Raw genomic sequence first — 14,132 nt, forward strand, 5'->3', positions numbered from 1 at the left:
CCACAGCGATGAGCGAGCACGCCACCCGCCACGCACCGCCCGCACCGGCCCGGCTCGACGTCAGCAAGCCCAACGCGGCGCGGATGTACAACGTATTCCTGGGCGACACCAACAACTACGCGGCCGATCGCGTCGCCGCGGAGAAGGCGATCGAAGCGGTGCCCGGAGCGCCGAAGCTGGCCCGGTCGAACCGGACGTTCCTGCTGCGCGCCGTGCGCGACGCCGCCCGCGCCGGGATCACCCAGTTCCTCGACCTGGGCGCCGGGATCCCCAGCGTGCGGACGGTGCACGAACAGGCCCTGGAGATCGTCGGCGACCGGACCCGGGTCGTGTACGTCGACTACGAGCACGTCGCCTGCGCGCACGGCACGATCACCATCGAGGAGCAGGGCGTCCAGCGGCACGCGGGCATGGTGCAGTCGGATTTCCGCGACGTGGAGGCGGTTTTCAACGCGCCCGAAACGCGCCGGTTGCTCGATCCGTCCCGGCCGGTCGCGCTGCTCACGGTGGCGCTGTGGCACTTCCTCGCCGACGGCGACGATCCGCACGCGACGATGCGCGAGCTCAGCAGCCGGCTCGCGCCGGGCAGCAGGCTGGTCCTGACCCACCTCACCCACGACGGGGCGAGCGCCGAGCAGCAGGCCGAACTCCGCAACGCGGAGGAGGTCTACGCCCGCACCGCCAACCCGATGTTCCCGCGCTCCCGCGCGGACATCGCCGCGCTGATCGAGGCGGGCGGCTGGTCGCTCCTGGAACCCGGCCTGGTGCAACCCGCGCAGTGGCGCCCGGAACCGACCGATCCGCCCGCCGAGCCCGTGGACGCGATCCTGGCCGCGGGCGTCGCCACCCGCTAGACCGCCCGCGCTGCGGCTCCGGCAGCACACCTTAGGCTCGTCCGCGTCGTCGTACGCGGAGGTGGAGGGACGATGCTGCTGATCACCGGGCCGTCCGGCAACGTCGGGGCCGAACTCGTGGACCTGCTCGCGCGGGACTCCGGCGGAGTGGCGTGGCGGGTGGCCTCCCGCCACCCGGAACGCCTGCGGGGCAGCGGCGCCGAGACCGTCGCGTTCGACTTCTTCGACCGGAGCACGTGGCAGGCCGCGCTGTCCGGGGTGGAGGCGCTGTTCCTGCTGTTCCCGCTGCCCGGCGGCAAGGCCGCGCGGGAGGCGATCGTCCCGTTCGTCGAGGCGGCGCAGCGCGCGGGCTGCCGCCACGTGGTCTACGTCTCGGTGGTCGGCGCGGACCGCTCGGCCGTCATCCCGCACCACCGGGTCGAAGCGGCGCTGCGCGCGAGCACGATGACCTGGACGGTGCTGCGCTGCGGGTTCTTCGCGCAGAACCTGCACCGCCGGATCTCCACCCACGGCGTCGACATCGCCGAGCGCGGTGAGCTGTTCATCCCGGCCGGCCGAGGACGCACGACGTTCCTCGACGCCCGCGACGCCGCGGCGGTCGCCGCCGACGCGCTGCGCCACCCCGGCCGCCACCGCGACGTCGTGCACCACCTGACCGGCGCGGAGCCCCTGACGATGGACCAGGTCGCCGAGGAGCTGACCGAGGCCCTGGGCCGTCCGGTGCGCTACACCCGCCCGAGCCCGCCGCGGTTCGCCGCCCGGCTCCGCCGCCGCGGCGTGGGCTGGGACAGCATCGGGTTCATGTCCATCGTCTACGCGCTCACCCGGCTGGGCCGCAACGCCCCGGTCACCGACGAGGTGACCCGGTTGCTCGGCCGCCCGCCCACCGGCCTGGCCGAGTACCTGCGGGACAGCGCGTGGCGGTTCCGCGACCGGGCGTGGACCTGATCCGGGCCCGCCGCGCCGATCGGACGGGTTCTAGGCTGGCGCCATGATGGCGTTGCGTGGGCATCGCGAGCGACGATGACCGAGCCCGGGAGCGAGCACGCCCTGCTGGCCGCCGCGGCCGACGGCGACGCGACGGCGTTCGACGCGCTGGTGCGGCGGCACACCGTGCGGTTGTACCGGGTGGCGCTGCGCATCGTCGGCGATCCGGTCGAGGCCGAGGACGTGGTGCAGGAGGCCTGGGTGCAGGCGTGGCGCGGCCTGTCCGGCTTCCGCGGCTCCGCCGCGGTGTCGACCTGGCTGTACCGGGTGGTGACCAACGCCGCGCTGGGCCACCTGCGCCGCCGCCGACCCGCGGTGCCGGTCGACCCGACCGAGCCCGGTGGTCCGGCGGCGCAGTGGGTCGATCCGCGCAGCGGTCCGGAGGCCATCGCGCTGCGCAACGAGCGGGCCGCGGCGGTCCACCGGGCGATCGCCACCCTCGAACCGTCCCAGCGGGTGCCCTTGGTCCTGCACGAACTGGAAGGCTTGAGCTACGCCGAGGTCGCCGAAGTGCTGCAGGTGAGCGTGCCCGCGTTGCAGTCCCGGCTGTCCCGCGCCAGAGTGACCCTGCTCGCCAGGCTGGAGGAGTTGCGATGAGCGGCCCTGCCGAACCACAGCGCGTGCTCCCCTGCGGGCGTCCGGCCGCGGCGCTCGTGGCGCTGCTCGGCGATCCCGCCGAAGCCGACCCGGAACTGCGCGAGCACGTCCGCGGCTGCCGGTTCTGCACCGACGAGTTCGCCGCGCTGGACCGCCAGTGGCAGGCGGTGCGGCAGGCCGCCGCGGCGCCGGTGGAGGTGCCCGAGGGCCTGGTGTCCCGGGCGCTGGAGACCGTGCGCGGACTGCGCGGCACCGCCGAACCGGTCGAGCTCGCCCAGCCCGGCGGGCGGTTGCGCATCCTGCCCCGGCCGCTGCTGCTGCTCGTCCGGCAGGTCGCCACCGACGTGCTCCGGGAGCGACCCGGCGTGCACCTGCGCGGGCTGCACGGCGGCGATCGGTGGGTCGAGCTGACCATCGCGGTCCGCTACGGGCTGGAGGCGGTCGTGCTCGCCGAATCGGTGCGGGAGCAGATCACCGAACGGCTGGAGGGCTCGCTCGGCGCGGCGACCCCGGTGCTGTCGGTCCGCGTCGGCGACGTGCTCGAACCGGAGTGATCCGCACCACACGGGCGTGAGGTTCCCGGACCGCCCCGCGTCCTACGGGAACCCGCGCACGAGAACCGCGAAAGGACACCTCATGGCGCACGACAGCGCGAACCACGACGCGGCCGAGGCCGCACCGGAGGGCACCGGATCGACCCCGGCCCGGCTCGCCGACCCCTCGTCGGTCGGCACCACGACGATCGCCGCCACCGTGGTGCAGAAGATCGCCGGGATCGCCGCGCGCGAGATCGACGGCGTCCGCACGATGGGCGGCGGCGTGTCGCGCACCTTCGGGGCGTTGCGCGAGCGCATCCCCGGCGGCAGCGGCACGTCGACGTCCTCCGGCGTCCAGGTGGAGGTCGGCGAGAAGCAGGCGGCGATCGACCTGGACATGGTCGTCGACTACGGCGCGTCCATCGTGGACCTGGCGCGAGCGGTGCGGCGCAACGTGATCACGGCCGTGGAGCGGATGACCGGCCTCGAGGTCATCGAGGTCAACATCGCGGTGAACGACATCCACCTGCCCACCGAAGAAGCCGAGCCCGGCACGTCCCGGGTCCAGTGACCCGGACCCGGTCCGCTGTGGACGGATGGGAGTCCGCCGTGGACGGACGGGATGCACGCACCGATTCCCGGTCACCGGGCGCGGCGACCGGGAATCGGCGATCGGGTCACTGCTGCGGCGGCATCAGCACCTGATCGACGACGAAGACGGTCGCGTTGGCCGTCGGGACGTTGCCGCAGAGCACGTTGGCGCCGTTGACCGCCAGGTCCTCGCCGGAACCCTCGATGGTCACCTGGCCACCCTGCACCGTGTCCAGCGTCCCGGCCTGGGCCAGCGCTTCGGCGTCCATCCGCTGCGGCACGACGTGGTAGGTCAGCACGTCGGTGAGCATGCCCCGCTGCGCCGGATCGGTGAGCATCGCGTCGAGCTGCTCCGGCGGCAGCGCGTCGAAGGCCGGATCGGCGGGCGCGAACACGGTGTACTGCGCGTTCGGGTCGTTGAGCGTGTCCACCAATCCGGCGGCCTGCACCGCACCGGTCAGCTTGGTGAGCAGCGGGTTGTTGCTCGCGGCGGTGCCGACCGGATCGTCGATCATGCCCTGCACGGAGCCTTCGTCGGCGGGATCGGTGGGCACCTGCGCGCAGCCGGGCCCGAACACGTCCTCGGCGGTGGTGACGCCCTGCCCCATGGCCGGTTCCGGCTCGCTCGGCGCGGGCGGGGGCGGCGGCTCCTCGGGCGCGCTCTGCATCCCGCCGCCGCACCCGGCCAGCAGGACGGCGGAGGTGGCGACGGCGCCCGCCAGCGCGGTGAGTCGACTGGTCCTCATGGCTATCGGTTCCTCCTCGGTGCGATCTTTCGTCCTCGGTGATTCGGCGCCCGGGGCCGGGCGGATTGGTCGGGATCGCCGGAACTTTCCGCCCCGGGCGGAGCCTCCTCCTTTCGGAGCCGGACTGGACCTGGATTGGTCGGTCGGGTAGTTTTTTCCCGAGCGGGCGGGTGAATCCGCGCGGTCCCGTGTTCCACCGCACACCGGTACCGCTCCGTCCTCAGCGGACCGAACCGCGAACCGGCCCGCGACCAGCGATTCTCCGCCCGGTCGGGCGGAATCCCCCTACGCTCCCCCCAATAGAGCCGCGCGGATTGCGGGATCTTCCCCGAGCCGTTCCGCGCCGGTGCGCCCCTACGGTGCCGGGCAGCGGCGAACGCGGCGGGATCCGTTCCGGCGTTCGCCCGCCCATCGAGTCCGGCATCGCGGGAGCGACCATGTCCACGCCGACCGTGCACGAGTTCTTGTACCGACTCGTGGTCGACGCGCAGACGCGTTCGGCGTTCACCGCCGATCCGCGGGGACTGCTCGACGCGGCCGGATTCGACGGGCTCGGCGATGCCGACGTGGCGCAGGCCGCGTCGCTGTCGCTGGACCACGTGCCGATCGACGTCGTCGACGAGTACGTCGCCGCCCTGCAACCGGGCCTGGACCGGCTCGTCGGCGGTCAGCACGTGGCCCTGACCTACCCGATGCCGTTCGTGCTGAACGGTGCTGACGATACGGAGCTTTCCGACATGCCCACCCCTGAACTCTTCTCCGCCCTCGGCGACGTCGACTCGGTGCTGCCCTCGGCGGGGACCGAGGCGTCCTCCAGCGAGGACACCACCGGTTCGAACAACCCCGTCGGCTCCGGTAACGACATCCAGGCCGAGGGCCTGGTCGGCGACATCAGCACCGGGGACGTCACCGGTGTCGCCGGTGACCTCAACCTCGGCAACGTCGCGGGCAACGGCGTCACCGACGTCGTCGGCGGCGTCGAGGACGTCGTGGCCGACACGGGCGTCACCGGCCAGGTCGGTGACATCGTGGGCGGCGGTGACATCACCGGTGGCCTCGAAGGCGTCGGCGACGTGGTGCCCGAGGTCGGCGACGTCACCGGCGCGCTGCCCACCGAGGTCGTCGGCGAGCTCGCCCCGCAGGGCGACCTGACCGCTCCGGTGACCGGCGCCGAGGGCCCGGTCGGTGCCGTCGGTTCCACCGTCGGCGACCTGGCGGGCGGCCTCGGCCTCTGACCCGCGCGACCAGGTGAGGGGCACCCTCATCCGACATGGCCGGATGAAGGTGCCCCTCACCCAGGTCCTCGGCCGGGACCGCATCGCACCGATGGGGGAAAGTCGCCGGAACGACCAAACCGGACCGCCCACCGCTTCGAACCGGTGGTATGCGGTCCTTCCCGGGCACACCCCCCGGACGGCCGGACCGGGCGCTGCCGGCCTCCCCCGCGCGCCACGCGCAGCTCGCGTCGGCGCTGGCCGCGCTGGCCCGCGGTGACGACCGGGGCGCGGTGCGGCTCTACGACCTGCTCTGGGACGAGGTGCTCGACGCGGCCGGGCAGGTGGTGGGCGACCCGGCGCAGGCCGAGGAGGTCGCCCAGGAGGTCTTCGTCGAGGTCTGGCTCACCGCCGACCGCTACCGGGAGGAACGCGGGAGCGTCCGGACCTGGGTGCTCACGGTGGCCCGCCGCCGATCGGTGGACCGGGTGCGCTCGGTGCGCGCCGCCGCCCGGCGCGAGCTCCGCTACGGCGCGCTGCACCCCGGCAGGCCGTTCGACGACGTGGTGGAGTCGGTGCTCGACGCCGCGGAACGCGCGGAGCTGCGGCGCCGCGTGGCGGCGCTCAGCGATCTCCAGCGCGAAGCCCTGCTGCTGACCTACGGCCGAGGCCGCACCACCGCGCAGGCCGCCGCGCTCCTGGGGATTCCCCGCGCCACCTTCAAGACCCGCGTGCGCGGAGCGCTGCACGCGCTGCGCCGCGACCTGCTCGAACCGCCACCGTGACGCCCCGCGACCGGCCGGGTGCGCCACGCGGTCGTCCGGCGGCGGTGACACCTCTCATGGCAACCGGCGCGGACGTTGAAGTTAGGGTAGGCACAGCTAAGCCTGAGACGATCTGCCCGGGGAGTGCCCATGCGTCCTGTTCGATCCCTGCCGCGGCGGAAGCGGGGTGCGCTGGTCGCCCTGCTCGGCGTGGCGGTGCTGCTGACCGGATGCGGCTCCACGCCCCCCGAACCCGCCGCCCCGCCGCCGGACCCCTCCGGCGCCTTCCCGGTGACCATCGAGACCGCGTTCGGCCCGGTCACCGTGCCGGAGCAGCCGCAGCGCGTGGTGGCGCTGGGGTGGAGCGACGCGGAGACGGCCCTCGCGCTGGGCGTCGAGCCGGTCGGCGCGGCGGATTGGCTGCCGGTGGGCGGTGACGGCCTCGGCCCGTGGGCCAAGGAGGCCGGCCTGTCGTACCGGAACCCGCCGAAGATGCTCGGCACCACCGAGCTCGACCTGGAGGAGGTCGCGGCCCTGGAACCGGACCTCATCCTGGACACGCGGTCCAGCGGCGACCCGGCGCGCCACGAACGGCTCAGCGCGCTCGGCGTCCCGGTCGTGGGGGTGCCGGCGGGCGCCGCCGCCTACATGACGCCGTGGCAGGACCAGCTCGCCATGATCGGCCAGGCGCTGGGCCGCACCGAGGAGGCCGACCGGCTGCACGCCGAGCTCGACGCCGAGTTCCGCCGGGCGGCCGAGGCCAACCCGGCCTTCCAGGACGCCACCGCGGTCGTCGCGGCGCGCAGCACCTCCGGCTACGGCGCCTACGTCAACGGGGACGTGCGGGTGGACTTCCTGCGCGCGCTCGGCTTCCGCAACTCCCCCGCCGTGCAGGACCTCGCCGCGGGTAACTTCTTCGTCCCGATCTCCAACGAGCGCCTCGGCCTGCTCGACGCCGACCTGACCGTGGCGACCGCGATCGGCGTGGAGCCCTCCGAGATCACGGCCGACCCGCTGTTCCAGGCGGTCCCCTCGGTGCGGGCGGGGCGCTCCGTGGTGCTCGACGACCCGACCGTGTCGCAGGCCTTCGCCAGCGCCTCGGTGCACGGCCTGTCCTACGCGCTGGACGCGGTGGTCCCGCGGCTCGCCGCGGCGATGGCCCCGTGATGCCGGGCGCGGAGACCGCACCCGGGTGGCCGCGCCGCGGCGGCCTCCGGCGATCATCGGAGGGCGGCGCGCGCACCGCTGTCCCCGGGGCGGTCCGGCCGCGGGGCATCCACCACGTGCGAGCGGAGACGAGATGAGCGGTTGGCACGACCTGCGCCCGGTGACCGACGAGACCCACCTGCGGGAGTTCGTCGAGACACCGCACCCGGCGATCGCCGACAAGGCCGCACCCCTGGTCGACGCGGAGTCGCGCCGGTTCATCGCGGCCTCACCGCTGGTGCTGGTGGCCACCACCGGTGACGACGGCACCATCGACGTCTCGCCGCGGGGCGACCCGCCCGGCAGCGTGCTGGTCTCCGACGACGGCCGCGACCTCGCGATCCCCGACCGCCGGGGCAACCGCCGCCTGGACACCATGCGCAACCTGCTCCGCGACCCCCGCGCGGCGCTGATCTTCCTCGTCCCGGGAGTGCAGGAGACGCTGCGCGTCAACGGCACGGCCACCGTCGTGCACGACGGCCCCTTCTTCGACCGGATGGCCGACGCGGGCACCCGCCCGCACCTGGCCGTCGTGGTCCACGTCCGGGAGGTGTTCGTCCACTGCGGCCAATCGCTGAACCGGTCCCGCTTCTGGCGCCCGGAGAGCTGGCCGGACACCGCCGAGGTCCCCAGCGTGGGAACCCTGTTCAGCAGCCAGGCCGCAGCCCGCGACACCGCCCGCACCTGAGGCGGGCTGCGGAGCCGGCGGCGGTGGTGGGGGTGCGTGGTAGCGTCCGCCGCGGTGGAAGGTGATCGACGACGGCGGGGTCCGGCCGGGCGTGCCGACCTCGCGGGGAGGTGGCCGCGCGGTGGCTGAGCGGAGTTCCTACCTCGAGGTGGACGGGTTGCGGGCGCACGTCACCGCGCCCGAGGGCCGGCCGACGGGAGCCGTGCTGCTGCTGCCGATGATCACCGGGATCGGCGAGCAGGTGCGGGAGTACGCCCGGCTGATCGTCGAGGAGACCGGTGCGGTCGCGCTGTGCTGGGATCCGTGGCACGGCAAGAGCTCCGACGACACCCCGGTCGAGGAGCTGCACGGGATGCTCGGACGGCTCGACGACGACGCCGCGCTGGCCGAGCAGCGCACCTTGGTCGACCACCTCGTCGCCGAGCACGGCGTCGAGCACGTCGGGGTCATCGGGTGGTGCCTCGGCGGCCGGTTCGCCCTGCTGCTGGCCGCGCACGACGACCGGGTCTCCAGCGTGGTGGCCTACCACCCCACCATCCCCGGTGAGACCCCGCCGAACCACACCCGCGACGCGATCGCGGCGGCGCGCACGCTCGACGTGCCGGTCATGGTGCACTACCCCGGCGAGGACTCCATCGTGCCGCACCACCGGTTCAGCGCCCTGCAGTCGGCGCTGCAGGAGCGCGCCACCAGCGCGGCGACCGTGGTGCACCTCTACCCCCGCGCCCAGCACGGGTTCAGCGACCGCGGCCGCCACGGCGAGCGCGCCAACGCCGACGCCTGGGCCCTGTCCTGGCCGCAGACCACCGCGTTCCTCGACGTCGCCGCCCGGCTCCGCGCTCCCGACGCGTGAGCGCCCCCGCCGGCCGCCCCCCACCGGGCATCACGGGGCCGCCCGGGCCGCGAGCGCGGTGAGCAGCGCGCGCACCTCCTCCGGTCGTTCGTCGGGGGCCAGGTGCCCGGCGCCGTCGAGCGCGGTCACCTCGGTACCCAGCGCCGCAGCACCCCGGGCGAGCCGCTCCGGCGGGAAGAACCGGTCGTGCGTCCCGGTGACCACCCCGACCGGGGTCCCGGCCCACCGGCGCAGCGCGTCGGTCGGTAGCGGACCGGGCGCGAGGGCGGTGCGGCACGCCGCGCCGACCAGCGCCAGCCACCTCGCCCGGGAGTCGGTGGGCCCGGGGTGGTGGCCGGGTCCGCTCATAAACCCCAACAGCCGCGCGGCGGTGCGCTCCCCCGGCGCCAGCAGCCACGGCGCCGTGACCGCGAGCAGGGCCGCGCTGATCCGGGCCCGCGCCAAACCGGCCGGGTTGACCAGGAGCATCCCCGCGACCAGAGGTCCTGGTGTGGCGGCCAGCGCGATGGCCGCGCCGAGCGAATGGCCCAGCACCAGCACCGGTCGATCGGTGAGCTGCGGCAGCAGCTCGTCCAGCCAGGCGCCGTAGGCGGCGGTCCGGTCCCCGGTGGGACGCCGACCCGCGCTGAGCCCCGGTTGTCCGGGCAGGTCGACGAGGTGCACGGTCCGGTCCGCGGCCAGCTCGCGGGCCAGCGGGAGCGCGGTGGCGGCGTTGAAGTTCGTTCCCGGCAGCAGCACGACGGGCGTGCCCGGCCCGCCGGGCGCGGAGCAGGTGGCCGTGGCGCCGAGACCGGTCCGCCGGACCGGCTGCACCCGCAGCTCGGGCCAGGTGTCCCAGGCCCCTCGGCACCAGTCGTGCACGGCGCGGCGGCGGCCCGGCGACCGGTAGATGCTCCCGGAGGTCACCGGGGCTCGCACGCTCACGACACCCTCCGGTGGCGGCCGGTGGTGCCCGCGGCGGGCGGCACCCCCGCGTGCTCCGAGGCTCTCGGCACACCGCCGCGCGGCGGCTCCGCGGGGCGGTGGAAGCGGGAAGCGGTCATGTGCACCCCCGGGGTCGATGGTTCACCGAACTCGCCGACCAGACTTCCCGGCACACCCGACGCACGCGGCGTCGCACACCTCATCCTGCCCTTCCGCCACACCCGTGTCAACGCCTCGGCGAACGACGATCCTTGGTGCGCAACGGAAAGATCCATAGACTTCGGCGGATCTTTCGCTGTGCGACCACATTCGCGTGAACACCTCGGCGGTACGGATCGCGCTCGATGCCGCGGACTTATGCTCGGGGCGCGCCGGCTGGAGGCGCACACCGCGATCCACGTGGCGGAGTGGAGGCGAAATCCTTGCCAACTCTGGAAGAGGTGCGGGCCGAACCGGCTTCACCGAACAGGCAGATCGAGCTGGCCTTGCGACTGGTCAGCGACAGGTCGTGCGCCGTGCTGTCGCTGGACGTGTTCGACACGGTCCTGTGGCGGCGGGTACCCCGCCCCACCGACGCGTTCGGGATGCTCGGCTCCCGGTTGCGCGAACGGGGCTGGTACCCGTCGTGGATCACCGACGCCACGTTCCGCCGGATGCGGATCGAGGCCGAGCACCGGGCGCGGCGGCGCAGCGCGACCCACGAGGTCTCGTTGTTCGACATCTGGCGGGAGATGCCGCTGTTCGGCGACGTGGCGCTCGGCGATCTCGTGCGGCAGGAGGTCGAGCTGGAGCGGGAGCTGACCATCGTCGACCTCGACATCGCCGACCTCGTCGCGGTCGCCGACAAGAACGGCGTGCCGATCGTGCTCGTCTCGGACACCTACTTCACCGAGGCCCAGCTCTCCCACCTGCTGGACCGCCCGGAGCTGGAACCGCTCGCCGAGGCCCGGATCTTCCGCTCCCACCAGCACGGGCTGGACAAGGCTTCGGGCCTCTGGAAGATCGTGCTGCAGGAGCTCGGCAAGCGCCCCGAGCAGGTCGTGCACCTCGGCGACAACGAGGAGGCCGACGGCGCGGTGCCCGCCGAGCTCGGCGTGCGCACGATCCACTACACCCGGATCGACCCGGGATTCGCCCGGATGCTGGAGCGCGAGCGCGAACCGCAGGACCACCCCGGGCCGCTGCCGGTGGACACCCGGCACGGCGATCACGGGCTGACCAGCCTGCGCGCGAAGGTGCTCCAGTCGGCACCGCGCGGGATGGGCACCTCGGCCCGGACGTCGTGGCGCTTCGGGGCGGCGGTGCTGGGCCCGCCGCTGACCGCGTTCGCCGAATGGGTGGCGCACCGGGCGCACATCGCGGGCCACCCGGTCGTGTGGTGCCCGATGCGCGAGGGCGAGCTGCTCTCCGAGCTGGTCAACAACGCCGCCCGGACCCGGGGCTGGGACGTCACCGCGAAACCGGTCTGGTTGTCCCGGCACGTCACGTCCATCGCCGCGCTGGACTGCTTCGACCACGACTCGGTGCGCGACCTGATCCGCCGCAGCTACCGGCTCACCGTCGCCCAGCTCCTCGACTCGCTGAAGCTGCGCCCGGGCGACGTGCCCTGCCTGGCCCACCAGCTCGACGCTTCGCTCAGCGACAGCACGACCGCCGACCAGGTGACCCTGGCGCTGACCGAGACCCCGCACCTGCGCAGCAGGCTCGCCGCCACGGTGACCGCCGCGCGGGAGCGGCTGCTGCGGTCGCTGCACGAAGCCGGGGCGCTGGCCCGCCCCGAACTCCCGCTGGTCGACCTCGGCTGGGGCGGGACGATCCAGTGGCAGCTCCACCAGGTGCTGCACCGCAGCCGCACCGGCGTCCGCCCGAGCGGCTTCTACCTGGCCACCGACGAGCGGGCCGCGAACCGGATCGCGCTGGCGGGGCTGCGGGCGGAGGGCTACCTCGGCCAGTCCGGCCACCCGCGCGACATCGTGGACGCGCTGTGCCGCAGTCCCGAGGTGGTCGAGCAGTGCGCCAGCGCCTTGTGCGGCTCGCTGGTCGACTTCGACGCCGACGGGGCCCCGGTGCTCGGCCCGTCCGGCAGCAGCCGGTCGCAGGCGCTGGAGCGGCAGGCCGTGCAGGAAGGCGTCGCGGCGTTCCAGGAGTGCTGGAACCGGTACGCGCTGGGCGCCGACGGCGAGTGGCCGCTGCTGGACGAATCGGCGGCGCCCCGGCTGGCCCGCATCCTCGGCTCGGCGCTGCGCGCGCCCACCGACGAGGAGGCCGCGGTCTTCGGCAACTGGAGCCACGAGGACAACTTCGGTTCCTCGGTGGTGACCCGCATCCTGCCCGAGGACCTGGTGTCCGCGGTGCCGTACCTGTCCCCGCACGACCTCGACGACCTGCACATGCGCGATGCGTTCTGGCCCGCGCTGCTGGCCGCCTCGGACCGGCACCTGAGCTCGGCGGTGCGCGCGCTGCACAACGGCACGATCAACCCGGACGCCTTCGAATCCTCCGGCCCCGCGCGGGAAACGCGGCTGCGGGTGCGCACCGCCGACGACGAGTGGTGGGACGGGCCCCGGCAGCGGGTGCGGATCAACCACAACGGGCTGTCCTTCGCCCGGCTGGGCTTCGAGTCCGACGGGGCGACGGACGTGTCCCTGGCCATCCCGGGTCAGGCCGCGATCGTGCGGGTGGACTGGATCGAGGCGAAGGTGTTCCACGGCGACGATCCGGCCCCGAGGGTGCTGCGCTGGGAAGCGGCCGAGGACTTCGCCGGGCTCACCTTCGCCGAGTGCACCTGGCTGGGCGGGACGATGGTCGAGTTCCACGCCCCGCACTCGGCGCTGTGGATCCCGCTGGCCGCCGGTGCGGACACGCCGGTCACCTCGGGCCAGATCACCATCGCCTTCGCGATGCTGCCCCAGTCGGCCTCCGGGCTGGCACCCAGGATGCCCACCGGTCCCCGCCTGGTCCGGCTCGCCGGTCGCGCCCACGCGGAGTACCGCAGCCGAGGGGTGACCGGGGTGGCCGCGGGAGCGGCCCGGATCGCCATCCGCCGATTGAGAGGACGTCCATGAGTCTGGTCGGTACCCCGAACGGGATCGGCACCCGTGCCGATCCGCACGCCCAGGCCCGCGAGGCCCGCCGACAACCCCTGCTGCTGCACTCCACCGGGCTGTTCCGCGAGGTGTTCGAGATCGTCTTCGCGCACCGCGAGATCCGCACCGTCGTCGAGGTCGGGGTGGAATCGGGGCAGGTCAGCGGGCTCTACGCCGAACTCGGCGCGACCGCCGTGCACTGCGTGGAGCCGCACCCGACCGAGGAGCTGCGCGCGACGCTCGCCGAGCACGATGCCCTGCACCTGGTGGAACGCCCCTCCCCCGCCGCGCTGGCCGAGCTCCCCGCCGCCGACCTGTACGTCCTCGACGGCGACCACAACTACGCGACGGTGCGCGCCGAACTCGACTGGATCCTGGCCCACGCGCCGGAGGCCGTCGTGGTGTTCCACGACCTGTTGTGGCCGTGGGGGCGGCGCGACCTGTACTACCAGCCCTCGCAGCTCGGTGAGGAGGACCAGCTACCCTCCACCGAGGACGGTCCTACCATCTGGCACGACGAGCTCACCCCGACGGGCTTCGTGGGCTGTGGTGCGTTCCGCTGCGCCGAGACCGCCGGCGGCGAGGGCAACGGCGTGCTCACCGCCGTGGAGGACGCGCTGGCCGATGACGACGAATCCTGGCACCTGGAACTGGTCCCGGCGGTGTTCGGCCTGGGCGTGCTGGTGCCCCGCCGCGGCACCGCCGCCGACGGGCTGGTCCGGGCGCTGCGGCCGTACAGCCGGTCGTCGCTGCTGGCGGCGATGGAGAACAACCGGCTGGCGCTCTACACCCAGGTGCTGCACCTGCAGTACGAGGCCGCCGCGCACGCCGACCGGCTGGCGGGCACGGTCAGCACCCAGCAGGCCGAGATCGCGGCGTTGCGCGACAAGCTCGACTGGGTCATCGCCGGGCACGCCGAGCAGGTCGCCCGGCTCCGCGAGACCAACCGGCGCCTGACCGAGCAGCTGGCCGAGGAGCAGCGGGTCGGCCAGCTGCTGCGCGCCCTCGCGAGCACCGCCGCCGCGACCGTGCAACGCCGCTTCCGCTCCTGACGGACTGGGTGAGGGGCACCATCATCCGGCATGG

14 protein-coding genes are annotated in these 14,132 nt (G+C 74.1%); 12 read left to right on the forward strand and 2 right to left on the reverse strand.

Features of this window, described 5'->3' with window-relative positions; all coding sequences use genetic code 11:
* The first annotated feature begins 8 nt into the window (after positions 1 to 8).
* From ABD976_RS11230 to ABD976_RS11250, 5 genes are all read left to right on the forward strand, one after another.
* Positions 9 to 854 (forward strand): SAM-dependent methyltransferase, encoded by an 846-nt coding sequence (locus ABD976_RS11230; protein WP_345361466.1) that lies wholly within the window; start codon positions 9 to 11, stop codon positions 852 to 854.
* Between the two features lie 72 nt (positions 855 to 926).
* Positions 927 to 1,802, forward strand: coding sequence for an NAD(P)H-binding protein (locus ABD976_RS11235; protein ID WP_345361469.1), 876 nt, complete (start codon positions 927 to 929; stop codon positions 1,800 to 1,802).
* Positions 1,803 to 1,877: 75 nt separating this feature from the next.
* Entirely contained in the window at positions 1,878 to 2,438 is a 561-nt protein-coding gene (locus ABD976_RS11240; protein WP_345361472.1) for an RNA polymerase sigma factor, read from the forward strand.
* Positions 2,435 to 2,992, forward strand: a complete 558-nt coding sequence (locus tag ABD976_RS11245; RefSeq protein WP_345361475.1) for an anti-sigma factor — start codon at positions 2,435 to 2,437, stop codon at positions 2,990 to 2,992. Before ABD976_RS11240 ends, ABD976_RS11245 begins: the two co-directional genes overlap by 4 nt.
* A gap of 82 nt (positions 2,993 to 3,074) precedes the next feature.
* Positions 3,075 to 3,545 carry an Asp23/Gls24 family envelope stress response protein gene (locus ABD976_RS11250; RefSeq protein WP_345361478.1) on the forward strand — a complete coding sequence of 157 codons (471 nt, stop codon included), beginning with the start codon at positions 3,075 to 3,077 and terminating at the stop codon, positions 3,543 to 3,545.
* Between the two features lie 106 nt (positions 3,546 to 3,651).
* Here the strand turns inward: ABD976_RS11250 and ABD976_RS11255 are convergent, their stop codons facing one another.
* Positions 3,652 to 4,311, reverse strand: coding sequence for a fasciclin domain-containing protein (locus ABD976_RS11255; protein WP_345361481.1), 660 nt, complete (start codon positions 4,309 to 4,311; stop codon positions 3,652 to 3,654).
* A 437-nt stretch (positions 4,312 to 4,748) separates the two neighbouring features.
* Here ABD976_RS11255 and ABD976_RS11260 point away from each other — a divergent pair, with 437 nt between their 5' ends.
* The 5 genes from ABD976_RS11260 to ABD976_RS11280 all read left to right on the forward strand — a co-directional run bounded on the left by ABD976_RS11260 (position 4,749) and on the right by ABD976_RS11280 (position 9,036).
* Positions 4,749 to 5,546 (forward strand): hypothetical protein, encoded by a 798-nt coding sequence (locus ABD976_RS11260; protein WP_345361484.1) that lies wholly within the window; start codon positions 4,749 to 4,751, stop codon positions 5,544 to 5,546.
* A 149-nt stretch (positions 5,547 to 5,695) separates the two neighbouring features.
* The gene (locus ABD976_RS11265; protein WP_345361487.1) at positions 5,696 to 6,310 is read left to right on the forward strand and encodes a sigma-70 family RNA polymerase sigma factor; all 615 of its coding nucleotides are present in this window, start codon (positions 5,696 to 5,698) and stop codon (positions 6,308 to 6,310) included.
* A gap of 129 nt (positions 6,311 to 6,439) precedes the next feature.
* A complete protein-coding gene (locus ABD976_RS11270; RefSeq protein WP_345361490.1) occupies positions 6,440 to 7,456 on the forward strand; it encodes an iron-siderophore ABC transporter substrate-binding protein in 1,017 nt (338 codons plus the stop codon).
* Positions 7,457 to 7,589: 133 nt separating this feature from the next.
* Positions 7,590 to 8,183, forward strand: a complete 594-nt coding sequence (locus ABD976_RS11275) for an MSMEG_1061 family FMN-dependent PPOX-type flavoprotein (protein ID WP_345361493.1) — start codon at positions 7,590 to 7,592, stop codon at positions 8,181 to 8,183.
* Between the two features lie 121 nt (positions 8,184 to 8,304).
* Positions 8,305 to 9,036, forward strand: coding sequence for a dienelactone hydrolase family protein (locus tag ABD976_RS11280; RefSeq protein ID WP_345361496.1), 732 nt, complete (start codon positions 8,305 to 8,307; stop codon positions 9,034 to 9,036).
* A gap of 30 nt (positions 9,037 to 9,066) precedes the next feature.
* Here ABD976_RS11280 and ABD976_RS11285 read toward each other — a convergent pair whose 3' ends face one another.
* Positions 9,067 to 9,960, reverse strand: a complete 894-nt coding sequence (locus tag ABD976_RS11285) for an alpha/beta fold hydrolase (RefSeq protein WP_345361499.1) — start codon at positions 9,958 to 9,960, stop codon at positions 9,067 to 9,069.
* A 422-nt stretch (positions 9,961 to 10,382) separates the two neighbouring features.
* Here ABD976_RS11285 and ABD976_RS11290 point away from each other — a divergent pair, with 422 nt between their 5' ends.
* Both ABD976_RS11290 and ABD976_RS11295 read left to right on the forward strand, forming a co-directional pair.
* A complete protein-coding gene (locus ABD976_RS11290) occupies positions 10,383 to 13,025 on the forward strand; it encodes an HAD family hydrolase (protein ID WP_345361502.1) in 2,643 nt (880 codons plus the stop codon).
* Positions 13,022 to 14,098, forward strand: coding sequence for a class I SAM-dependent methyltransferase (locus tag ABD976_RS11295; RefSeq protein WP_345361505.1), 1,077 nt, complete (start codon positions 13,022 to 13,024; stop codon positions 14,096 to 14,098). Before ABD976_RS11290 ends, ABD976_RS11295 begins: the two co-directional genes overlap by 4 nt.
* Positions 14,099 to 14,132: the final 34 nt, after the last annotated feature.

The organism is Saccharopolyspora cebuensis, from assembly GCF_039542665.1.
In the GTDB taxonomy this organism is placed as follows: Bacteria; Actinomycetota; Actinomycetes; order Mycobacteriales; family Pseudonocardiaceae; genus Saccharopolyspora; species Saccharopolyspora cebuensis.